Annotated in this window: 17 protein-coding genes; 9 read left to right on the top strand and 8 right to left on the bottom strand. The window is 64.6% G+C overall.

What is annotated here, in order from left to right:
- Nucleotides 1-350 precede the first annotated feature (350 nt).
- Nucleotides 351-2699: a GH92 family glycosyl hydrolase gene (locus IFT87_RS16530; RefSeq protein WP_249403402.1), complete on the top strand. Its 2349-nt coding sequence runs from the start codon at nt 351-353 to the stop codon at nt 2697-2699.
- On the opposite strand, the gene rsgA is transcribed toward IFT87_RS16530, so the two are convergent.
- The 3 genes from rsgA to IFT87_RS16545 all read right to left on the bottom strand — a co-directional run bounded on the left by rsgA (nt 2696) and on the right by IFT87_RS16545 (nt 5115).
- On the bottom strand, nt 2696-3694 hold the full coding sequence (rsgA, locus tag IFT87_RS16535; protein WP_037533030.1) for a ribosome small subunit-dependent GTPase A: 999 nt from the start codon (nt 3692-3694) through the stop codon (nt 2696-2698). The two genes, IFT87_RS16530 and rsgA, sit on opposite strands and share 4 nt — an antisense overlap.
- Nucleotides 3695-3889: 195 nt before the next feature.
- On the bottom strand, nt 3890-4582 hold the full coding sequence (locus tag IFT87_RS16540; RefSeq protein ID WP_192191281.1) for a VIT1/CCC1 transporter family protein: 693 nt from the start codon (nt 4580-4582) through the stop codon (nt 3890-3892).
- Nucleotides 4579-5115 carry a DUF3833 family protein gene (locus IFT87_RS16545; RefSeq protein ID WP_052149385.1) on the bottom strand — a complete coding sequence of 179 codons (537 nt, stop codon included), beginning with the start codon at nt 5113-5115 and terminating at the stop codon, nt 4579-4581. The genes IFT87_RS16540 and IFT87_RS16545 overlap by 4 nt, the downstream gene beginning before the upstream one ends.
- A 274-nt stretch (nt 5116-5389) precedes the next feature.
- Between IFT87_RS16545 and IFT87_RS16550 the strand changes: the two genes are divergently transcribed.
- From IFT87_RS16550 to IFT87_RS16575, 6 genes are all read left to right on the top strand, one after another.
- Nucleotides 5390-5860, top strand: coding sequence for an RNA polymerase sigma factor (locus IFT87_RS16550; protein ID WP_197975324.1), 471 nt, complete (start codon nt 5390-5392; stop codon nt 5858-5860).
- A complete protein-coding gene (locus tag IFT87_RS16555; RefSeq protein WP_042466348.1) occupies nt 5860-6882 on the top strand; it encodes a FecR family protein in 1023 nt (340 codons plus the stop codon). The genes IFT87_RS16550 and IFT87_RS16555 overlap by 1 nt, the downstream gene beginning before the upstream one ends.
- A gap of 139 nt (nt 6883-7021) precedes the next feature.
- On the top strand, nt 7022-10240 hold the full coding sequence (locus IFT87_RS16560; RefSeq protein WP_031439197.1) for a TonB-dependent receptor: 3219 nt from the start codon (nt 7022-7024) through the stop codon (nt 10238-10240).
- Between the two features lie 57 nt (nt 10241-10297).
- Nucleotides 10298-12859, top strand: a complete 2562-nt coding sequence (locus IFT87_RS16565) for a glycoside hydrolase family 95 protein (protein WP_192191282.1) — start codon at nt 10298-10300, stop codon at nt 12857-12859.
- 23 nt (nt 12860-12882) lie between these two features.
- Nucleotides 12883-14808 carry an alpha-L-fucosidase gene (locus IFT87_RS16570; RefSeq protein WP_192191283.1) on the top strand — a complete coding sequence of 642 codons (1926 nt, stop codon included), beginning with the start codon at nt 12883-12885 and terminating at the stop codon, nt 14806-14808.
- Between the two features lie 127 nt (nt 14809-14935).
- On the top strand, nt 14936-15493 hold the full coding sequence (locus IFT87_RS16575) for a hypothetical protein (RefSeq protein ID WP_192191284.1): 558 nt from the start codon (nt 14936-14938) through the stop codon (nt 15491-15493).
- 98 nt (nt 15494-15591) lie between these two features.
- On the opposite strand, the gene IFT87_RS16580 is transcribed toward IFT87_RS16575, so the two are convergent.
- Complete coding sequence (locus IFT87_RS16580; RefSeq protein ID WP_031439200.1) at nt 15592-15858, bottom strand: hypothetical protein; 267 nt, start codon at nt 15856-15858, stop codon at nt 15592-15594.
- Between the two features lie 63 nt (nt 15859-15921).
- On the bottom strand, nt 15922-16437 hold the full coding sequence (locus IFT87_RS16585) for a YciE/YciF ferroxidase family protein (protein WP_031393879.1): 516 nt from the start codon (nt 16435-16437) through the stop codon (nt 15922-15924).
- A 224-nt stretch (nt 16438-16661) separates the two neighbouring features.
- On the opposite strand from IFT87_RS16585, the gene IFT87_RS16590 reads away from it, so the two are divergent.
- The gene (locus IFT87_RS16590) at nt 16662-17471 is read left to right on the top strand and encodes a SirB1 family protein (RefSeq protein ID WP_192191285.1); all 810 of its coding nucleotides are present in this window, start codon (nt 16662-16664) and stop codon (nt 17469-17471) included.
- Between the two features lie 83 nt (nt 17472-17554).
- Here the strand turns inward: IFT87_RS16590 and IFT87_RS16595 are convergent, their stop codons facing one another.
- From IFT87_RS16595 to IFT87_RS16605, 3 genes are all read right to left on the bottom strand, one after another.
- Entirely contained in the window at nt 17555-17917 is a 363-nt protein-coding gene (locus IFT87_RS16595) for a hypothetical protein (protein ID WP_192191286.1), read from the bottom strand.
- 186 nt (nt 17918-18103) lie between these two features.
- Nucleotides 18104-18622 (bottom strand): general stress protein, encoded by a 519-nt coding sequence (locus IFT87_RS16600; RefSeq protein ID WP_052149332.1) that lies wholly within the window; start codon nt 18620-18622, stop codon nt 18104-18106.
- A gap of 161 nt (nt 18623-18783) precedes the next feature.
- Nucleotides 18784-19350 carry a hypothetical protein gene (locus IFT87_RS16605; protein WP_192191287.1) on the bottom strand — a complete coding sequence of 189 codons (567 nt, stop codon included), beginning with the start codon at nt 19348-19350 and terminating at the stop codon, nt 18784-18786.
- Between the two features lie 480 nt (nt 19351-19830).
- Here IFT87_RS16605 and IFT87_RS16610 point away from each other — a divergent pair, with 480 nt between their 5' ends.
- Nucleotides 19831-21756 (top strand): S9 family peptidase, encoded by a 1926-nt coding sequence (locus IFT87_RS16610; protein ID WP_192191288.1) that lies wholly within the window; start codon nt 19831-19833, stop codon nt 21754-21756.
- The last annotated feature ends 418 nt before the right edge of the window (nt 21757-22174 follow it).

Below are 22174 nucleotides of genomic sequence, written 5' to 3' on the forward strand. Positions count from 1 at the left end.
CTGATCGCGTGCCTGCCCCCGTATTCGGGTGGGACGTCCGGTTCATCGGATCATCACGGTACGTCGTCTTTGCTTGCCTATTTGCCAATTATAAAAGTAAATTGTCAAATGGATTATGCGGAGCAGATTTATGCCGTTTCGGTCTCAACATTCGCAACATTCGCCGCGGCCCCGGACTTGGCCGAACCGGCACTAATCCTGCCAGGCGGTCCGCCGACGGCGCGCCGTCTTGCCAAATCGCGCCGCAAACTGAATGCTGTCGTCTTCAACTCGGCCGGTATCAGCACCCGGCCTTGCCGCTCCGGCCCCAGACTCCGGAGCCCCTTCCCCTCCCAGACCGGGTGACCGCCATGCCAATGCTCAAGCGTCTCTGCCTCGCCGGATCAGCGCTCGCCCTGCTCGCCGTGTGCCCCGCCCCCGCCCAGACTGCGCCGCGACCTAGCGACTCGGTCGATCCGCTGATCGGCACCGGTGGTGAGGGGCATACCTTCCCCGGCGCCGTCGCCCCGTTCGGCATGGTCCAGCTCTCGCCCGACACCGACACCTCCTGCGTCCTCCGCGACTGCTATCCGCACGCCGCAGGCTATCGTTACGACGACCCGACGATCGTCGGCTTCAGCCACACCCATTTCTCCGGCGCCGGCCATTCGGATCTCGGCGACGTGCTGGTGATGCCGGTCGCCGGCGACGACGTGCCGATGGACCCGGGCACGCCCGCCGCCCCCGGCTATCGATCGCGCTTCTCGCACGCCACCGAAACCGCGAAGCCCGGCTATTACGCTGTCACGCTCGCCGATCGCGGAATCCGCGCCGAAATGACGGCCGGCTCGCGGGTCGGCGTGCACCGCTACAGCTTTCCCGCGGGCAAGGCCGCGCATCTCGTTCTCGACCTCCGCTCGTCGCTCTACAATTATCCCGGCAAGATCCTGTGGTCGGGGCTGCACCTGCGCGACGACGGTGTCCTGACCGGCTTTCGCGAAACCCGCGGATGGGCACCCGGGCGCAAGCTCTTTTTCGCGATGCGCTTCTCCGCCCCCCTGACCGGCCACGCACTCGTCAACCGCGAGACCGCCATTCCCTATAAGGGGTTCCAGGGGCCGGGCCGCGACAGCGATGCGCTCGCCGAAAAGCTCGGTCAGGCGCTCGAGGCGCGTCTCGATTTCGGCGTCCTGACGAAACCGCTCGAGGTGAAGGTCGGGATCTCAGGCGTCGACGAAGCCGGCGCGCTCGCCAATCTCGACGGTGAAGCGGGCGGCTTCGACGATATCCATACGCAGACACAGGCCGCCTGGGACACCGCGCTCGGCGCCGTCACGTTCGAGGCCGAGGCACCGATGCGCCGCATCTTCGCCACCGCGCTTTACCACAGCCTGCTCGCGCCGAGCATCTGGAGCGACCGCGACGGCCGCTATCGCGGGCCCGACGACCAGATCCACCAGGCGACCGATTTCACGGTCCGGTCGACCTTCTCGCTCTGGGACACGTTCCGCGCGGAACACCCGCTGCTTACGCTGATCCAGCCGGAAAAGACCAACACCGACATCGTCCGCTCGCTGCTTGCCAGCCAGACGCACAGCCCCGACGGCATCCTCCCGGTCTGGCAGTTCGCCGGGCGCGAGACGTGGACGATGATCGGCTATCACGCCGTACCCGTCATCGCCGATGCCTATATGAAGGGGATTGGCGGCTTCGATGCCAATGCGGCGCTGGACGCGATGGTCGCGAGCGCCGACCATGCCAGCTATGGCGGTCTCGGCGAGTATATCGCGCGGGGCTATGTGCCGATCGACAAGGAACCCGAAGCCGCCTCCAAGACCGTCGAATATGCCTATGACGACTGGACCATCGCGCGGATGGCGCGGAAACTTGGCCGGTCGGACATCGCCGCGCGCTTCGAGAAGCGGGCGGGCAACTGGCGCAACAGCTTCGACGCATCGTCGGGCTGGCTCCGCGCGCGCAAGACCGACGGCCAGTTCCGCACCCCCTTCGATCCGACCGCAATCAACTACGGCTCCGACTATACGGAGGGCAATGCGTGGCAATATAGCTGGTTCGTACCGCAGGATCAGGCGGGGCTCTTCCGCCTGCTGGGCGGCGACGCGAGGACAATCCGGAAGCTTGACGCGATGTTCGATTTCGACCTGTCGAAGATCGACTACAGCCATGCTGAGGACATCGCCGGGCTGATCGGCCAGTATATTCACGGCAACGAGCCGAGCCATCATGTCGCCTATCTCTACAGCTATGCCGGGGCGCCCTGGCGGACGCAGGAGCGGCTGGGGCAGATCGTCGCCAGCCAATATGCCGACACGCCGGCAGGATTGAGTGGCAACGACGATCTCGGGCAGATGTCTGCCTGGCTCGTCTTCACCGCGCTAGGCTTCTACCCGGTCGCACCGGGCGCGAACGAATATGTCATCGGCCGCCCCTTCCTGCCCAAGGCGACGCTGATGCTGCCCGGCGGCAAGCAGTTCGTGATCAGCACGGAAAACCTCTCGACCGCCAATCGCTACGTCCAGTCCGTCACCCTGAACGGCCGGCCCCTCACCCGCACCTATCTTCGCGATGACGAGATCCGACAGGGCGGCGACTTGCGGTTCGTGATGAGCGCCCGACCGAACCGGCAATGGGGAAAGAGTGCGTCGTCGCGCCCGTTCTCGACCTCGACCGCGGTTTCCAGCCCCCCGACGCGGCGCTAGCGAGAGCGCCGTCGGGACGTGCGTGCGGTGGCGGCGGCCTCGCCCGCTTCCAGCGCACGCCAGCGCGCAAAGCGTTCGGGCGTCAAAGTGCCCGCGTCGATCCCCGCGCGCACCGCACAGCCCGGCTCTCCGCCATGCGCGCAGTTCGAGAACCGGCAGTCCTGCGCGGCGAGGGTAAAGTCGTCGAACACTTCCGCGATGCCCGCGGCCGCGTCGGACAATTGCAGTTCGCGCATGCCCGGCAGGTCGAGCAGCCAACCGCCCTGGTCGAGCCGGTGCATCTGGCGCACCGTCGTCGTATGCCGCCCCGTCCCGTCATGTTCGCGGATCGCCTGGGTGGCGATACTGGCGGATCCGCGCAACGTATTGACGAGCGTGGACTTGCCGACGCCCGACGACCCCAGAAAGGCGACGGTCTTGCCGATACCGCACCAGGCGGCGAGCCGCGCCACAGCGTCAGGTTCGCGGCCGTCGACGGTCTCGACGATCAGCCCGGGCTCGATCGCGCGAACCGCGTCCACATAGGTCTCCGGCGTGTCCGTCAGGTCGATCTTGGTGAGGATCACGACCGCATCGACCCCGACCTCGCGTGCCAGCACCAGATAGCGCTCCAGCCGCGCGACGCTGAAATCCTGGTTGCACGACGCGACGAGGAAGACCGTGTCGACATTCGCGGCGATCATCTGCTCACCGCGCGGATCACCCGGCGCACGGCGCTTGAACAGGTTCTTTCGACCGAGCACACGCAGCGCCTGCGCCCTGTCCGCGCTGGTCAGCAGCCAGTCGCCCACGGTCGGGTGATCGTCCGACGGCGTGGCACCGGCGATATAGGGCGACAGGTCGCCGGCCCAGCCCGCCCCTGTCACGGCGATCTGGCCGCGGTGGACGGCCATGACCCTGGCGGGATGACAATAGGCGGCTTCGGCGGCCGAGATCTGGCTCTCGAAATGTGCGTCCCAGCCAAGCTGTTCCAGGGTCTGATCAGCAGAATCCATAAGGGTGCAGCAGCATCTTTCCTTGCGGGCCGATCGCCGGCCCTTCCGTCTACGATCCGGTCGTATACGCCGATAGGAGGCGGTTACCAGTCGCACCCACGATCAAAAACGCCGCTATTGGCGCCCTTTCGTCGAAGCCGCCGCGCGCACTTTCACGCGAGCCGCGGAAATCCGCACCCGGATTGGGGCCAGGTATCAAACCGCGCGACCCACGAGATGCCCGATCGCGGCCGTCGCGGCCATCGCCGCCGCACCCCAGAACAGGACGCGAAGCGCCGGGCGCCACGGGCTTGCGCCGCCTGTTCGCGCCCCGACGATGCCCAGCAGCGCGAGGAAGACCAGAGTCGCTGCCGTCACCGCTAGCAGCCGGTGTGGCGCAGGCGTCAGGATGGCCACCAGCAGCGGCGGTATCGCGCCGACGACGAAGCTGACAGCGGACGCGAATGCCGCCTGGAGCGGGCGGGCCATGACGATTTCGGAGATGCCAAGTTCGTCACGGGCATGCGCGCCGAGCGCATCATGCGCCATCAATTGCCGCGCGGCCTCGCTCGCGATCGTCGCATCGAGACCGCGCGCCACGTAGATCTGCGCGAGCTCGTAATGCTCATGCGCCCAGTCGCTGGCGAGTTCGCCATGCTCGCGCGCCAGATCGGCAGCCTCGCTGTCAGCCTGCGAACTGACCGACACATATTCGCCCGCGGCCATCGACATCGCCCCCGCGACCATCGCCGCCGCGCCGGCTACGAACACGGCGCCGGTCGTTGCGCCCGATGCGGCAACGCCCGCGATTAGGCTCGCGGTCGACACCATCCCGTCATTTGCGCCGAGCACCGCGGCACGAAGCCAGCCGCTCCGCGATACAAGATGACGTTCGCTATGCGCGCTCATGGCAGTATCCTGATGGTTTCGCCGAGTGTCGCCACCGTCATGCCGAGCTTGCGGACGATCAGCCGATTCTGCGCGACCCGGGCATCGGGCGACAGCGTCAGCCACTGATCGACCATCATGCCCCCGCGCATACGAAAGGCCAGATGCAGGCGATTGCCGACCGCCTCGCCCGTCACCGGTCCGGACGCGTCAGTCAGCGTGCCCGTGTAGCGCCCGTGCCCGAGCGGAACGATCCGCCATTGCCGATCGCGCGGCGGCTTGCCCTGCTGCTCGATATGCTGATCCAGGATCAAAGTGCCGTCGGGAGCGACGCGACCGACGCTCGCGACATGCGTCCGGACCGGCGCCCGAAATGCGATCTTGAGCACGCCCGTGCCGTCCAGCCGCCCGGCGAAGAACCGTTCGGCGACAAAGGCCGGTTGCGCGGCGATCGACGCGGTGCTCGGCCCACCCGCGCAGGCGCACGGCAGCAACGCAAGCGGCACTGCAACGAAAGTCGTCAGACGGGGAACCGGGATCATCCTCTGCTTCATCGCCATCCTCGTCGTCGCATGCGCCGCAGGGCTCTCAGTCCGCGTTCGAGCTCTCGCGCCAGGACGTTGCGTTCGGCCGTTCTCGCCGAGCTGGCAATATGTATCTACCCACCCCGCCCGCGGTACGCGCTCCTGATCGTGGATTTGCCTGACGAACCCCACCGACCAAAGCGCTCGTTTAAACTGTGCACATTGCGCGCCTGCCCGTCTATCTAGCATGATGAAGCATAGGCCTCCGGCCGGCGCGATGCCCGGACGCGATCTTTCGGCGGTCATGGAACGCATGCGGCCGGCGCTCATGGCGTTCTTCGTCCGTCGTCTCAGTGATCCCGTGCAGGCGGAAGATCTGATCCAGGATCTTTTCATCCGCATGGCGACGATGAGGGGGCCGGCCACCGACAATCCCGAAGGCTATATTTTCCAAGCAGCCGCCAACCTGTTGCGCGATCAATATCGACGTGATGCGACCAGGTACCGATATCAGCAATCACGAGCGACCGATGCTGACCTTGGCGTCGATCCGATCGACGCCGAGCGGTTGCTGTCCGCGCGGCAGAGCGTCGGGTGCGTCGCGCGCACGCTGGGCGGCCTGCCTGACCGGACTCGCCAAATTTTCATTCTCTACCGGTTGGAGGGCATGCAGCGTAAGGCGATCGCCGATGCGTTCGGCATTTCCGTGAGCGCGGTCGAGAAGCATATCGCCAATGCAATGCGTGCGCTGCTTGCCGCCATGGGAGACTCGTAATGACCGCGCCGCAATCCGATGCGGACACCGTCATCGACTGGTGCCTGCGGTTGTCCGACGGGCCCTTGTCCCCGAAGGAGCGCACCGACCTGCACGCGTGGTTGGCCGATGACCCCCGCCGAGGCGAGCATCTGGGCGCAGCGCTTGCCGCCTGGGACGCGGTTGAGGAAAATGCCGACGCTCCCGAGATGCTCGCGCTACGCCGCGAAGCGCTCGGTGCCGTACATCGCGCGGGGCAGCGTCGCTGGCTCCGGACGCCGATGGTGTCCCGACCTGTGGCTTGGGCGATCGCGGCTGTGCTGCTGCTTGCGCTGTCGCTGGGCTCGCTGGCGTGGCGCCACGGCGGCCGCGACGAATATCGCACCGCGATTGGCGAACGGCGCGTCATCGCGCTGGCCGATGGCTCGCGTCTGTCGCTCGACGCCGACAGCATGGTCACGGTCGCTTTCAGCCCGCAACGCCGCGACATCGTCCTTGAGAAGGGCCGCGCGCGCTTCAAGGTCGCAAAGGATCCGCTGCGCCCGTTCGCCGTACGCAGCGGGCGAAACGTGGTGATCGCGACCGGGACCGAGTTTTCGGTTGAAAGGCTCAGCCGCGAAGTCCGGGTCGCGCTGTTCGAGGGTCGGGTCGCGGTGTTGCGTGATACCCCCCAAGGGCAGATGAACGAGGTCGTCCGGCTGGGTGGGCACCGGCTGACCGCAGAGCGCGCGCTGACCCCGGGGCATGAGATCGGCCTGCCGGTATCGGGGTTCGTCGGATCCGTGAGCTCATCGATCGGAAACGACGGCTGGGGCGCGGAGCAGGTGAGTTTTACGTCGGAGACACTCGTCGCCGCCGCCGAACGCATGAACCGCTATGCCCAGCGCCGCCGGATCATCGTTGATCCGGGTGCCGCGGACATTCGCGTCAGCGGGGTCTTCAACAATGGCGACGTCGATGCCTTTGCCGAGGCAATTGCCACAACCTTCCCGGTTGATGCCGCTGTTAACGGCGAGACGATCCGCTTGAGCCGCAGTCGCTGAAACCAAGATAAAACGAAATTATAAGATAATTTTCGTAATGAAGTGAGTGTTCGACACCCTCGCACGTCACAAAAGTATAACAGAGGAAGAGGGGCGATCGATGATGTTAAGGGACCGACGAATTCTCGGCGTAAGCTGCGTGGCAATCGCGACGGTCATGGCGGTCTCTCCGGCACAGGCGCAGCGGGTGGTTCGCGTCGACATCAAGGCCCAGCCACTCGGCCCGGCGCTGCGGTTGCTCGGCCGCCAGATGCACGTGCAGATGGTGTTCGACGAAACCCTCCTCGCCGACCGCGTATCCCCGACGATCAGCGGATCGATGACGCCGGACGTGGCGATCGACCGGCTCTTGCAAGGCAGTGGTCTCGTCACGTCGCGAACGGGACAGGGCGTCTATGTGATCGCACGCCCCGCCGCGCTGACGCGCGTGGCGATGACGGGGTCTCAGTCACAGGTTTTGCCGCAACGCCCGGCGAACCAGCCCGACACGGAACAGGACGACACGACGGGTCCGACGCCGCCTGGTGGCGACATCGTCGTGACGGGCTCGCGCATCCGGTCGAAAAACCTCGTCGAAACCGCACCGGTGACCAGCGTCAGCCAGGCGGACATCAAGCTGCAGGCAGCCTTCAGTGTCCAGGAGGTGCTGAACCGCGTTCCGGCAATCAAGAACAACGACACCAATTTATCGAACGGCAACGGGCGCCAGCAGTTCGATTTCCACGGGCTCGGGACCAACCGGACGCTAACCCTGATCGACGGTCAGCGGATCGGTGTCACCGAGGGCATCGATGCGTCCGTCGTACCGGTCGGATTGATCGAGCGCGTCGATCTGCTGACCGGCGGCGCCTCTGCCGTCTATGGCTCGGACGCTATCGGCGGCGTGGTGAACTTCATCCTCCGCAAGGATTTCGAGGGCGTCAACGCGAACGTCAATTACGGCTTCTACAACGCCGACAACCGCGACAACATCGCGGCGCAGGCCGCGCGTGACGCAGGCTTCGCCGTGCCCAGCGGCATGGCTAATGATGGCGGCCGGTTCGACGCCAATATCAGCATGGGCAAAAATTTCGCCGGCGGTCGCGGCAACATCTCGCTGTTCGGGGCCTATAGCCAGGTCGAGCCTGTCCTTGCGTCGTCGCGGTCGTTTTCCGTCTGCCCGATCACCTTGTCGGGGCAGTCGGTCGTCTGCGCCTCACCATCCTCGGCAACGCCGGCTGGCTATTTCCAGGCGCTGTCCGGGCCGGCGCAGAATGGCTCCGTCCTCACGAACGCGGCGGGTGGCGATCGCGAGTTCGTCCCGTTCACGGGGGCCAACGGCTACAACTACAACGACAGCTTCTATTTCCAGCGCGAGAACAAGCGATACAACGGCGCCGTCTTCCTCAACTACGAGGTTTCCCCCGCGCTGCAGCTCTACGCAAACGGGCTCTATCTAAGGTCCGAGTCGCGGAGCCAGTCGGATCCGGCCACGATCCAGCCCGGCTCGATCCCCTATGACATCAACTGCGACAACCCGCTTCTATCGCAGCAGCAGGCAGGCGCGTTGTGCGGTACTGCCGCGGGGACGGCGACGAACGTCCGCACCGATGTCCGCTACCGTTTTACTGACGCGCAGTCGACGCTGTCTTCCAACGAGATCTATCGCGCGGTGGCGGGGTTTCGCGGCGATCTGGGCAGCGCATGGCATTACGACGTAGGCGGCGTCTATTCGACCACGCTCTACCGCCAGCAACAACTCGGCCGCATCGACCCCGCCAAGGTCGCCACCGCACTGCAGGTGGTCGACGTCAACGGCACGCCGACCTGCGCCGCAGTGGTCAGCGGATCCGACCCGAGCTGCGTCCCGCTCGACATTTTCTCGACCAACGGGCCCAGCGCCGCGGCCGTCGACTATCTGTCGTTCGCGCAGGGCGGCGGCGTGTTCCGCGAGCGGTATGAACAATGGGTGGGAAATGCCAACGTCACCGGCGACCTCGGCGAATATGGCATCAGAAGCCCGTTTTCGACCAAAGGCATCAACATCGCGGTTGGCGGGGAATATCGGTCGAGCGGCTATCGTTCCCGCCCCGACGCCGCCTATCAGGCTGCGTTCGGGTCGACGCCCTCGACATTGTCCAACAACGCGGTCGACCTCTACGGTGAGGTCAACGTGCCGCTGGTCAGCGATCGCCCCCTGATCCGCGACCTGAGTATCGGCGCCGCGATCCGTGGATCGAAATATTCCGGGGTCGAACGGGTGCGGTCGACGTACAAGATCGACGGCAGCTGGCGGCCGATCGAGGATCTGCTCTTCCGGGCGAGCTACAACAAGGCAACCCGCGCACCGAGCATCTACGAACTCTCGTCGAACGCCAACGCCAGTTACGGCGTGCTCGACACGAACACGCTGGGCGATCCGTGCGCAGGGACGAGCCCCGTTGCGAGCCGCGAGGTCTGCGCGAGCACCGGCGTGACCGCCGCCCAATATGGCGCGATCCAGCAATGTCCGGACTTCCTGTGCACTGTCCGCAACGGTTCCGAAGGTCTGGTGACGCCCGAAGTCGCCCACACCTACACCTACGGCCTCGTCCTGACGCCCCGCATGTTGCGCGGTTTTTCCGCGACCGCCGATTATTACAGCATCGAGATCCAGAACGGCATCGGCTATTACCGCGCGATCGACTTCCTGCAGACCTGCGCGAACACCGGCTATGATTTCTTCTGCGGACAGCTCAAGCGCAACGCTGACGGGACGCTGTTCAGCAACGCCGGAGCAGCAACGGGCTACATCAACCAGGGATACAGCAACCTTGGCCGAACGAATGCCCGCGGGTTCAACTTCTCTGCCAATTACGACACGCGGATGGGCAACTGGGCGCGGTTCTCCACCAGCTATGTCGCGACGCTGCAGACCGCCAAGGGCGGTGATCTCGGCCTCCCCGACACCGACTTCAACGTGGTCGGGCTGTTCGGGCCCTATGCCGGGCAGGGCTATCGCCGGTATCAGCACAATTTCCGGTTTACGCTCAGCTCGCCCGAAGCTGCGCAGACTCAGGCGCTGGTCTCGGTCAACTGGAGGCATAATTCGGGGCTGAAGAACTCGCGCCTTGATGGAAATCCGATCTTCGGCGAGGACGATCCGAGCGTGCCGGACGCATATAAGTATCTGCCCGCCTATGACGTGTTCGACCTGAGCGGGAGCGTCACCGTATCGCGGGCGCTGACGCTGAGACTGGTCGTCAACAACGTGCTCAACCGGGCGGCGCCAGTTCGTCCCAGCCCCCCGCTCGAGGCGGCGGAGCGCGTCAACACCTCGCCTTCGGTCTATGATGCGCTCGGCCGGTCTATCAACATCGGGGCGACCCTGGATTTCTAGGGCCGTAGCCAGGCATGGCGGCGCCACCGGACGCGTCGCCATGCGGGAAGGGAAAGCATGACGGGTCAACCACCGGGCGTCGCCGACGCATTCGCCAGCGTGTCACGTCGCCGCGTGATGGCAGCAGGGACCGGTTCCATGTTCGCCGGGCTCTTCACGGGCCTGGGCGCCGTCGAAGCCAGCGCCCCCGGCGCGGACGAGCGCCACCGGATTGCGGCGACCGAGCCCGCGAGCGAGTGGCTGCTCGGGCACCCCGTGGGTAACGGCCGGCTCGCCGCGATGATGGGCGGCGGGGTTGTGCGCGACATGCTATCGCTCAATCACGATACATTGTGGAGCGGCCAGCCCGACGTCAGCCCCGGGCATGCGGGCGGCGATAGAGACCATGCCGATCCTCGAAACCGGGCTGCGCTCGCTGCGGTGCGCCGCGCCGTGTTCGCCGATGATCCGATCAGTGCCGACCAACTGAGCCATGCTCTCCAGGGGCCGTTCAGTGCGAGCTATGCACCGATGGCGGATCTCCACCTCGAGATGGACCATCGCGAAGCCCCGCAGGACTATCGCCGGACGCTCAACCTCGATCGCGCGGTTGCATCCGTCACGTATAGCTCTGGCGGGACAGGCTTCGGCCGCGACCTGTTCGCCTCGCACCCCGATGGCGTGATCGTGCTGCGCCTTACCGCGGATCGACGCGGCATGATCAATTGCCGCCTCATGCTGACGAGCAAGCTGCGCGCGACGGCGACGGCTACCGCACAATCAGGCAGCAACCAGATCACCCTGCTCGGCAAGGCACCCACGCAGAGCGAGCCCGATTACCGCGATGTCCCCGACCCCATTCGATATTCGGATAGCCCTGGTCGGGGCATGGCGTTCGCGACGATCCTGTCGGTCGAAACCGATGGCGGCGCAATCACCGCGTCGGAGGGCGCGCTGCACATCTGCGGCGCCACAACCGCGATCGTCCGCATCGCCGCCGCCACAGGGTTTCGCCGCTTCGACCTCGCGCCCGACACCCCCGTCGCCGCGGTCCGCGCTTCGGCCGAACGCGACCTCGCGGCTGCCAGACGTCATGACTATACGACACTAGTAAAGCGTCACGTCAGCGATCATCAGGCGCTCTACCGCCGCGCCTCACTCGAACTCAACGGCACGATCGGGGACGGGGATACACCGCGTGCCGAACGCCTGTTCCAGCTCGGCCGCTATCTCCTCATCGCCAGTTCCCGTGCCGATACGATGCCCGCCAATCTCCAGGGTGTATGGAATGCCGCGGTGCGCCCGCCCTGGAGCTCGAACTACACCACCAACATCAATCTGCAGATGAACTATTGGCTCGCCGAGAGCTGCAATCTCGCAGACTGCCATCTTCCGCTGATCGATCATATCGAACGACTCGCGGTCACCGGCGCCCGCACCGCGCGGCAATTCTACGGAATGCCGGGCTGGTGTGTGCATCATAACAGCGATGTGTGGGCAATGAGCGACCCCGTCGGCGCGGGCGTCGGCGATCCCAATTGGGCAAACTGGCCGATGGCGGGCCCATGGCTGGTACAGCACGTCTGGGATCATTACCGCTTCAGCGGCGATCGCGACTTCCTCAAGACGCGCGGCTTTGCATTGATGCGAGGCTGCGCCAAATTCTGTGCAGCCTGGTTGGTTCGCGATCCACGAAGCGGCCATCTCACGACTGCCCCGTCGATCTCGCCTGAGAACCTGTTTCTGATCGCGACCGGCAAGTCCGCCGCGATATCGGCAGGCTGTACGATGGACCTCGCGCTGATCCGCGAACTGTTCAAGAATTGCATCGCGGCCATGGCGGTCATTGGCGATGTCGACGGGCTCACGGCGCGGCTCGCCGGGTTGCTGAAGCAACTCGAGCCCTATCGCACCGGCCAATATGGCCAACTTCAGGAATGGGCGACCGACTTCGCCGAGCAGGACCCGGGCCACCGACACATCTCGCATCTCTATCCGCTCTATCCCGGCGATGCGATAGACCCCGTCCGGACGCCCGCGCTCGCCCGGGCTGCACGCGCGTCGATCGCGCGCCGCGAGGCGCATGGCGGTGCCAGCACGGGCTGGAGCCGTGCCTGGGCGACCGCGGTCTGGGCCCGGCTGGGTGACGGCGCGCAGGCCGGGCGATCGCTTTCCGCGTTCATCGCCAACAGCGTCGCAGCGAACCTGCTCGACACGCATCCGGCAAAGCCACGGCCCGTATTCCAGATCGATGGCAATCTGGGCATCACTGCGGCGATCACGGAGATGCTGCTACAGAGCCGCGAAACCGAGATCGCGCTGCTGCCTGCGGTCCCCCCGCAATGGACCAGCGGTCGCGTCGTCGGGCTCCGCGCGCGGGGCGGTCACGAGGTTGCGATCGCGTGGAGCGATGGCCATGTCGACGCGACGGTAATTGCCGGCGACACGCGCCTTTCGGTCCGATTGCCGTCAGGGTTCGAACCGCTCAAGGTTGTTCAGCGGGGGGCGATCGTCCGGTTCGAGCAGGATGCACAGTCTATCACGTTCGAGACTGTGAAGGGCCGACGCTACGACGTTGCGTCACGCAGAACCGCTCCGGGCGCCGCCAGCAGCACGCCACGCGAGAGCGATGCCACATGACCCGAAACGTTCCAGGAGTCCCCATGTCGATCATCACCCGCCGCGCTATGCTTGCCTCGGGGCTCGCCTCCGGCCTGGCATCGACAGCGTCCTCGAGCGGCTGGGCGCGCAAGCCATCGCCCGGAACTTCACCCGCGTCCTGGGGAGCAACCCCCTCCCCGCGCCAGCTCGCCTGGCACGCGCGCGAGCAATATGCCTTTGTCCATTTTTCGATCAACACCTTCACCGATCGCGAATGGGGCTATGGCGACGAAGACCCCAAATTGTTCGCACCAACCGACTTCTCGGCGGATCAGATCGTCGGAGCGGCCAAGGCCGGCGGTCTGCGCGGGATCGTCCTGACCGCCAAGCATCATGACGGATTCTGTCTGTGGCCGACGATGCTGACCGAGCATTGCGTCAGGAACAGCCCGTTTCGTGATGGCAAGGGCGATGTGGTCCGCGAATTCGAGCAAGCGGCCAGGCGCGCCGGCCTAGACTTCGGCCTTTATCTGTCACCCTGGGACCGCAATCACGCCGAATATGGCCGCCCTGGCTATCTCGACTATTACCGCAAACAGATTGTCGAACTTTGTACACGCTACGGCCAGCTGTTTGAATTCTGGTTCGACGGCGCCAACGGCGGCGACGGCTATTATGGCGGCGCCCGCGAGACACGGAAGATCGACTCCGAGACCTATTATAACTGGCCGTCGATCTTCGCCTTGGTGCATCAGCATCAGCCCATGGCCTGCACCTTCGAACCGCTGGGGTCCGACGTGCGGTGGGTCGGCAACGAGGATGGTGTCGCCGGCGATCCGTGCTGGCCGACTATGGCCAACCGTAAGCCGAGCCAAGCGGACGGCAACGCCGGTCTTCGCAACGGCCCCTTATGGTGGCCCGCCGAAACCAACACCTCGATCCGCCCGGGCTGGTTCTACCACGCCGACGAGGACGCTAAGGTCAAGGATCCCAAGCGGATGCTGCAATTGTTCGACGAATCGATCGCACGCGGCACCAATCTGATCCTACATCTGCCACCCGACCGGCGCGGCCGTCTCGCCGATCCCGACGTCGCCATTCTGCAGTCATTCGGTACCGCGCAGCGTGTGACGTTCGCCGACAATCGTGCGACTGGCGCGATCGCGTCGGCCGATCACATTCGCAGGCCGGGCTTTGCGGCCGCCAATGTGCTCGATCAGGATCCTGAAAGCTATTGGTCGACCCCCGACGCCGTGCATACGCCGAGCCTTGTCCTCGACCTTCCGCCCGGCCGCAGCTTTGATCTCGTCCGGATCCGGGAGTTCCTGCCGCTGGGTGTCCGCGTCGACCGGTTTGCGATCGACATCGATCGCGGCAAGGGATGGTCGGAGATCGCATCGGGCACGTGCATCGCTGCACAGCGTGTCGTCCGCCTGCCCGCGCCCGTCGTCGCACGACGACTGCGCCTGCGGATCGTCGAGGCACAGGCGTGCCCGGCGATCATCGAAGTCGCGCTGTTCCGCCAGATCGCCCCGATCGCAGTCGCGCTGCCCGCCGCGCGTAGCCGCGATGTGCTGCAGCCCTCCGAGATATCGATCGTCTCGGCATCGGGACAGACTGCCGGCGCCGTGCTCGACAATGATTCGAACACAGTCTGGCAGGTTCCCGTTGCGTCGACTGCGGATCGGCCGACCGTCACATTCAAATTGACCACGCCTCAGCACTTGGCTGGCTTCATCCTGACGCCCTCGCGCGCGGTGATGACGGATACCGCGCCACCGAAGCGATTCTTTGTCGAGACAAGCCTCGACGGGAGGACATGGGTCAAGGCGGCTGCCGACGAGTTCTCGAACATCGCTAACGCGCTCTCGCCGCAGCGCATCGTGTTCGACACGCAGGTTGACGCCGTCTACGTCCGCATGACCTTCATCGGTCTTGCATCCCCCAGGACGCATATGGCCATCGCCGGCATCGACCTGTTTCGATAGAGGGTTGGCAGGCGCGATACGTATCCCGCCTACCGCCGACGGTTATCTCCAGATGAACGCGAGGATGTCGGCGTTGATGACATCAGCCTGCGTCGTCGCCATGCCATGCGGATAGCCCGGATAGGTCTTGAGCCTGCCTCCCATCGGATACCAGTTCCGGCAAGGGGTGCGACCTGATCATCTTCGCCATGATCACCAGCACTGGCTGGTCGGCGATGCGCGCGACCGGGCGTTGCGAGACTATTGGAAGAGCGAATCCGACTTTGTCGATGTCGATTCGACCGCCAGCAGCTTCGATCCGAGGACGGGCGAGCGACGCCTTTCGATGACGGGTAACGCGCGCATGGATTGGACCTCAGGCTGGTTTCCAACCGACGGGATGGCGATCGGCTATCGTGCTCATTTCACCCGCGACGCCGGGCTCGACGGTGACGCACCGTACGCCGTCCCCTATCCACAGCATACGCGCACGATGGACACGGTCCTGTTGCCGCAAGAACGATATCGCCAGAACAGTCGCGGGCATCGAATATCGCCGCCGTGTCACGTTAAAGGGCGGCATGTTCACCGCGAAGCGCACCCGCCGACGAGTTCGCAGCCTATGGCGTATCGCCCTGAGATGGCTCGCATCGCCGTTGCTCATGATCGCCCACCCACGCGTAGATCACAGTATCAGGACCGGTAGGACGCTCGACGCTGGAAGTGGCGGTCTTGTTCAGGACAGCAAATCTGTGTCCCCTGCCCTCAACAAGAGGCACAATTCCCGAGCTGGTCGGGGCAGTTTCAGTGCTCGTTGGAACGCCGGTCTTCGGCAGGCGTATAATAGCGCGCGATATCCGCTTCGGTGAGGGCATGACCGCTCGACTCTTCAACAAGCGCGGCGATTTCGCCATTGGTCTTCCCGGCGTTGCGCAGCTGCTCGATCTCGTCGCTTACCATGTTGATGAAGGCGGGGACCGGGAACCGTTCCTCACCCAGGCCCAGCGCATCACGCATGTGTTTTTGCGCACGCAAGGCTTCGGGAAGCGTGAACGCGATATCATCAGCCATCGAACGTGCCTTTCATGAACTAGATTTGGTCGGGGGGCATTGGGCCCCCCGACACCGAAACGCTTATGCGGTGACCGCTTCCGCTTTGACGTTCACGCTCGACGTTGCCATCGCGGTCAACTTGTCGTCGGTCGCATATTCCTCATCGAGCGTTTCTTTCAGGATCGCAGCGATATCGGCGCGGCCGAGCTGGTTCGCCCAAGCGATCAGCGTGCCATAGCGCGTGATCTCGTAATGCTCGACGGCCTGTGCCGACGCGATCAGCGCGGCATCCAGAACGGCTTTGTCCTCGATCTCGCCGGCGACTTCGTTGGCTTCCTTGATGATGCCGTCGATCGCCGGGCAGGTCACGGCCTTCGCCTTCTCGCCAAGCAGGTCAAAAATCCGCTCGAGGCGCGTGATCTGCCCTTCCGTCTCACGCAGATGGGTTTCGAAACCCTGCTTCAGGGCTGGCGCCGTTGCCTTGGCCACCATCTTCGGCAGCGCCTTGGTGATCTGGTTTTCCGCGTAATACACGTCCTGCAACTGGTGCAGGAACAGGTCGTCGAACGTCACGATGTCTTTGGAAAACAGGCCCATGATAGTATCCTCGCTAAGCAAATGGCTGCGAAGCAGACTGCTCCGGCACCGCCGCAACGCGCCGGCTCCGGGGTAAGTTTCGTTCGGTTCAGCGCAGCCTTCACGCCAGTCCGATCGGTGGCGGCGTGTTGATCCTCGACGCCGATCCGGTTGTCACTCGGCTGATCATGCCGGCAGTCAAGTCGGGCATAGGAACGATCGGAAAAGCCCCCATCTAGCGTCGCATGACCAATAGCATTCTTCATCTCGGGCTTATGGAAGACGGGGAGATCGAGCTAGATCTGGCCGCCCTGGAACTCGCAGCGCTCGATCATCCCGGTATCGATCTAGACGACTATATCGACGAGCTCACTGGCATAGAATTGGCCCTGCGCGCTGCTGACGACAACGCAGCAGCCAGCGTCGCTCAGGCCCAGGCCCTGCGCAGCGTCATGGTCGAGGATTTCGGCTTCTCCGGCGACCGCACGCACTACGACGATCCCCAGAACGCGGACCTGATCGCTGTTGTCGATCGACGGCTCGGTCTGCCGATCAGTCTGTCGATCCTCTATGTGGCAATGGCCCGACGCCTTGGATGGTCGGCGACGCCGCTCAATACCCCCGGCCACGTCCTGGTCCGCCTTGGCGACGCACCGGATGCGCTGATCATCGATCCCTTCAATGACGGTCGCATCGTCGCCCCCGAACAGGTGGAAGCCTTGTTGGAGCAGATGACGGGCCAGACGCGGCTTTCCGACGGGATGCCGCCACTGTCGAACCGATCAGCGCTTGTTCGACTGCTGCTCAACCAGGCGACCCGTGCCGAGCAGGCCGGCAATCCCGCGCGCGCGCTAGTCCTGTACGACCGCATGACGATCGTGGCGCCCACGCACGCCCATGGTTGGTGGGAGCGAGCCAGACTTCAGCTGGTCGAAGGAGATGTTGCCGGCGCCCGCAACAGCCTCAGCGCGATGCTCGAGATTTCCCGGGACGACGATTTGCGCCTGCAGGTATCGGCAGCGCTCGATGCCCTTCCCCGACCAACGCCCTCGTGAACGTCGCGGGGGACTGGCTCTACCCCAGGCGCCCTTTGGGAAGGCCTCTGCCCGAGAGAAGATCGTCGAGCTCTGGGATCCCTTTAGCTCGCCGGCTTTGCGATCCCTGGTAGCTTCGCCGCGCGAAGCTTGCTCAGCAGATCGCGTGATTCCACGGGGGCCGCCTGTTTGAACAGGCTGAAAAGCGCGCCGTCGTCCATGCCGCTGATGTCAAACCCGATCGACAAGGCAATGGGCTGACGGAGACGAGCGCCGGGCTGCGCCTCAAGGACCAATACGAACCACTGCATGCCAACGGGGGGGTGTCCGATATTTTCGGCGAACTCCCCTGCAACCGCTTGGCGTATCCGGATGCGTCGATCTGGATTATTGTTGAACCAGGCCGCGTCCCCGTGCGTGGCCACCTCTGCGATGCGGTCGTCAATCGAGCGGGGTGTACTGATCATCATGAGGTCCTGACATACGCCATTGCGGGGCGGCCTGTAGCGAGCCCGGTCGCATTGGCAAATGGCGCGATGCGCACACAGGTTCGGCTCAGGCGCCGCGATACTTGCCTTCGATGCTACCCAATGCCGAGACGGGGCGCCCCCTTAGGAACGCCCCGTCTCTTCGAGCCAGCAAATCAGAGAGGATTACGCCGACGCGACCTTGGCACGCGTCGATGTGTGACCGCCGGAGCGATACAGCACATCGGCTGCGTCCTCGGGAGCGACCCCTGCCCCGGCGGTATCGACCGACACGAACACGCCACCTTCGTTGATGCGCCCCTCATAATAGCTGGCATCGACCCGGCTGACGCCATGGTCCGTCATGACTTTTTCCAGCCCCCCGACGGCGCCACCGAGCGCCGCACCGACGACGGCTGCACCGGGGATCGCTGCCGACGCGATCGCGCCCGCTGCAACGAGAGGGCCGACGCCGGGTATTGCGAGCGCCGCGATACCGAGCAGGGTCCCGATACCAGCGCCGGCTGCGACCTTGCCGACAAACTCCTGCGTGTCGCCGTTGCCGTCTGTGGTCGTGTTCTTGCCATTGTGCTGCGCCACGACCGAAATCGCGCTGTCGCTAATGCCCGCAGCGCGCAGCTCTGAAACGGCGCGCTCTGCATCGGCGTGATTGTCGAAAACGGCTGATACGAGGGTCGTGCTCATGATGATTCCTGTCGACAGTTCGGTTGCTCACGGATCTAGAAGCCGTGTCGAAGGATGATCGTTCCGGATATTGAGGGTTAGCGAAGCGGTAACCATGAATAGCAGCGTCGCGACACAGGACGCTGTGAGCGGGATAGACCATGCCCGTAGGCAGCTGCGACTTAAGTGTCGCTTTTTCCCTTTCGCCATTGTCGCATCGCGGCGTCATATCGTTGACGCTCGGCTTCGACTGCAGCCTCTGCCGCGCCGACGTCTGCGCGGTGTTGCTCTTCAAGCTCACGTCGCTCGCGGGCCAGCTTGGCCTCCCGGTCCGCCAACCCCTTCATCCTGCCGCCGTAATCGGCCGTCACCGTTTCCAGCGCAGCTTCCGCCGCCTCGAGCTTCGCGCCGCTCGGCTTCGGTTTCGGTGCAGACTTCGGTTTTTGCGGCTGTTTGGACGTTTCGGGGCGCGCCGAAACATCTCCCCGCGCTGTCCGCAGTTCGAGGGCCGGCATGGCCTTGATCTGCTCCGCAGTCGTGCCGCGAGAATGCTTCACGACCAGGCCTGGCGAGGCCAAAGGCTCAGCGGTCAGCGCGGGGTCTGTGACGAGCTCTGCTATGCCTCGCGCGAACAGGTCGCGCTCGCTGCCCCAGGCCTCGAGGGCAGCCTTCTGGCTCGTTGCGGCGACATAGGCATCATTGAAGCCAGCGGCCGTCCTGTAAACCTTCAGCTTTTGCGCACGAGCCATGCGATTTGATACCGCGCTATGTGCTGAAATAGAAGTTGGCGCCGGTCGCCCTTCCGGTACCGACGCCAAAGCCCACCTCCGGGCTTACCGGACATTGAATCTCGCTCGGCTGTTTGTGGCATCGTCGGTCCGATCACGACCTGCCTAGATATATTAACGAGAAGCGCCGCCATGGCTACGCATTCCATCGATGCTGAAGTTAGCAGGTAACTGTGTCGGCTTGCGTCGAGAAGCGGCTGGAACTGCGATAAAGACCATTTTTTTTGGCTCAAGCTGTAGGCGACGCTTGCGATCATCGAGCGTTCTATTGTTGAGACGCAAATCGCACTCCCTGCGATGGACGCGAGATGTTCGCCGATCGGCTGAGGATAGAATCGGGGCGATAAATCACGATGTCGATCACGCGAGACCGCTAGCAATTCAGCCGACCCGCTGTACCCGCCCTTGACCTAACGGTGCCCGGCGACCGACAACCGGCGAATGATCAAGCCTCTCGTCGCAACCGTCGCGCTGTTCGCGCTCGCTACCGGAACCGCAGCGCAGACCGTGCCGACGCAGCAGGTCGGCAGCGCCACGCTCTCTGGCGTGCCCAGTATCCCCGTTGAGGTGCGCGAGGCGGTGCAGCGCTATCAGAATAGTCGGGCGGCACAGTTCGAGGATTGGCTGCCGGACGGCTCGATACTGATCGCGACGCGCTTTGGCGCGACGCAGCAATTGCATCACGTCGCAACCCCCGGTGGCGCACGCACACAGGTCACGTTCGGCGCGGAGCCGATTGCTGCTGCGACGACGATCCCCCGCAGCGATCGATTCGTGATGACGCGCGACACGGGCGGGGACGAATGGTTTCAACTTTATACGCGCAGCCTTACTGGTGTAGCGACGCCGGTGACCGAGGCCGGCACGCGCAATCAATCACCGGTTTTCAGCAAGGACGGCGCGCTGATGGCATGGGCGCGGGCGACCAAGGGAAGCGCCGCTTATGCAATCCTTGGGGTCGATCCAAAGACGGGCGGCAACCCGCGCAGGCTTTACCAGTCCGACGGCGCGGTGGCACCCGCCGATATCGCGCCCGACGCCGCGCGGCTGATATTTGTGCGCAGCCTTTCCAACCGTGAGGACCAGCTGTTCGAGCTGGATCTCAAGACCGGCAAGGCGGGCCGCATCGCGCCGAAGGCTGACGCTGCCGTCTATGCCGACCCACGCTATCTGCCGGGCGGACGGAAGCTGATCGCCATCTCCGATTCCGGCAGCGACACGCGCCGACTGGTCGAGATCGATATCGCCAGCGGCGCGCAGACGGTCCTGACGCCGAACCTGAAATGGGACGTCGAGAGCTTCGATCTGACGGATGACGGGCGCGTGCTCGCCTATTCCGTGAACGAGGACGGCTTCTCGCGCGTGGTAGTGCAGGATCGGGTCACCCGCCGCGCGCTACCGCAACCCGTGCTGCCGCGCGGCGTCCTGACCGCGCTCAGATTTTCGCCTGACGGCAGGAATCTGGCGGTTGGCCTGACCTCGGCCGCTTCCGCCGGCGACGTGTGGAGCTGGGGCGTGACCGGAGGCGGCCTGACACGCTGGACCGAGTCGGAGCTGGGCGAACTCGATCCCGCCACGCTTGCCGAGCCCGAGCTGGTGCGCTTCAAGTCCTTCGACGGCCTGTCTGTCCCGGCGTTCGTCTATCGGCCCAAGGGCTTGCCGGCAGGCACGCGGACGCCGGTGATCATCGACGTCCATGGGGGGCCGGAGGCGCAGACGCGCCCGATCTGGAACTATGGCGCGCAATATTTTGCCGATGTGTTGAAGGCGACGGTGATCCTTCCCAACGTCCGCGGCAGCGACGGCTATGGCAAGCGCTACCTCAACCTTGACAATGGCGTGAAGCGCGAGGACTCGGTCAAGGATATCGGCGCCCTGCTCGACTGGATCGACACGCAGCCGGGCCTCGATGCAGGCCGTGTCGCGGTTTATGGTCAGTCCTATGGCGGCTATATGAGCCTTGCCGTCATGACGCATTATTCGGACCGGCTGGTCGGCGGGGTCGAGCGCTACGGGATCAGCAACTGGAACACGTTCCTCCAGAACACCGAGGCCTATCGTCGCGACAATCGCCGCGCGGAATATGGCGACGAGCGCGATCCGGCGATGCGCGCGGTACTAACGCGGGTGTCGCCGTTCACGAATGTCGCGCGGATCACCAAGCCAATGTTGGTGATGCAGGGTGCCAACGACCCGCGTGTGCCCCAATCGGAATCGGACCAGATCGTGGCGCGCCTGCGCGCAAACGGCAACGACACTTGGTATGTGGTGTTCGCCGACGAAGGGCACGGCTTTCTGAAAAAGCCGAACAACGATCTGCGGCGCGAGGTGGAAACCGTATTCTTGAGGCGTCTGTTTGAGCGGTAACGTTGGGGGGATAGGCTTGGGAGGAATGTGCCCGCGCGCCTTTGCGATGTTGACCCACAGGCAGACTTTGATGCCGCTGCTTCAGCTGCTTGCGCTCAGACATCGCTTTAGGTTGGCGCGCCGTGCTCCTCCGTCGCTTGCGGTACGAACACCGAGAACGCCAGCGTGACGCCTGCGATCATAGGGATGCCCCGGAACGTCAGGGGCCGGCCGTGCGCTAGCCCTGCCCGGCTCGTCACTGCGCTTGCCGCCGCCCCCTGGCCCACGAGCATCTGCTAAATCTGCTGCAGCGCCCCAGCGTGTCCGTGGGCGAGGCTGGCATTGGGCACGGTGCCCAGCACCGCCGCCCCAAGCGTGATGCCAGATTTCGGGCAAACAATTTGGAGGCCGTCGTGGCCCCACGCTCTGCGAAACCCAC

Origin of the sequence: Sphingomonas sp. CFBP 8765 (assembly GCF_014841445.1) — a bacterium.
Taxonomy (GTDB): domain Bacteria; phylum Pseudomonadota; class Alphaproteobacteria; order Sphingomonadales; family Sphingomonadaceae; genus Sphingomonas; species Sphingomonas aerolata.

Coding starts and splice junctions, on each gene's coding strand:
- IFT87_RS16600 (WP_052149332.1), bottom strand. CDS start 18,622: ATGAGCACGACCCTCGTATCAGCCGTTTTCGACAATCACGCCGATGCA.
- rsgA (WP_037533030.1), bottom strand. CDS start 3,694: ATGGATTCTGCTGATCAGACCCTGGAACAGCTTGGCTGGGACGCACAT.
- IFT87_RS16540 (WP_192191281.1), bottom strand. CDS start 4,582: ATGAGCGCGCATAGCGAACGTCATCTTGTATCGCGGAGCGGCTGGCTT.
- IFT87_RS16590 (WP_192191285.1), top strand. CDS start 16,662: ATGACCAATAGCATTCTTCATCTCGGGCTTATGGAAGACGGGGAGATC.
- IFT87_RS16530 (WP_249403402.1), top strand. CDS start 351: ATGCCAATGCTCAAGCGTCTCTGCCTCGCCGGATCAGCGCTCGCCCTG.
- IFT87_RS16585 (WP_031393879.1), bottom strand. CDS start 16,437: ATGGGCCTGTTTTCCAAAGACATCGTGACGTTCGACGACCTGTTCCTG.
- IFT87_RS16595 (WP_192191286.1), bottom strand. CDS start 17,917: ATGATCAGTACACCCCGCTCGATTGACGACCGCATCGCAGAGGTGGCC.
- IFT87_RS16605 (WP_192191287.1), bottom strand. CDS start 19,350: ATGGCTCGTGCGCAAAAGCTGAAGGTTTACAGGACGGCCGCTGGCTTC.
- IFT87_RS16580 (WP_031439200.1), bottom strand. CDS start 15,858: ATGGCTGATGATATCGCGTTCACGCTTCCCGAAGCCTTGCGTGCGCAA.
- IFT87_RS16610 (WP_192191288.1), top strand. CDS start 19,831: ATGATCAAGCCTCTCGTCGCAACCGTCGCGCTGTTCGCGCTCGCTACC.
- IFT87_RS16570 (WP_192191283.1), top strand. CDS start 12,883: ATGTCGATCATCACCCGCCGCGCTATGCTTGCCTCGGGGCTCGCCTCC.
- IFT87_RS16555 (WP_042466348.1), top strand. CDS start 5,860: ATGACCGCGCCGCAATCCGATGCGGACACCGTCATCGACTGGTGCCTG.
- IFT87_RS16550 (WP_197975324.1), top strand. CDS start 5,390: ATGGAACGCATGCGGCCGGCGCTCATGGCGTTCTTCGTCCGTCGTCTC.
- IFT87_RS16545 (WP_052149385.1), bottom strand. CDS start 5,115: ATGAAGCAGAGGATGATCCCGGTTCCCCGTCTGACGACTTTCGTTGCA.
- IFT87_RS16565 (WP_192191282.1), top strand. CDS start 10,298: ATGACGGGTCAACCACCGGGCGTCGCCGACGCATTCGCCAGCGTGTCA.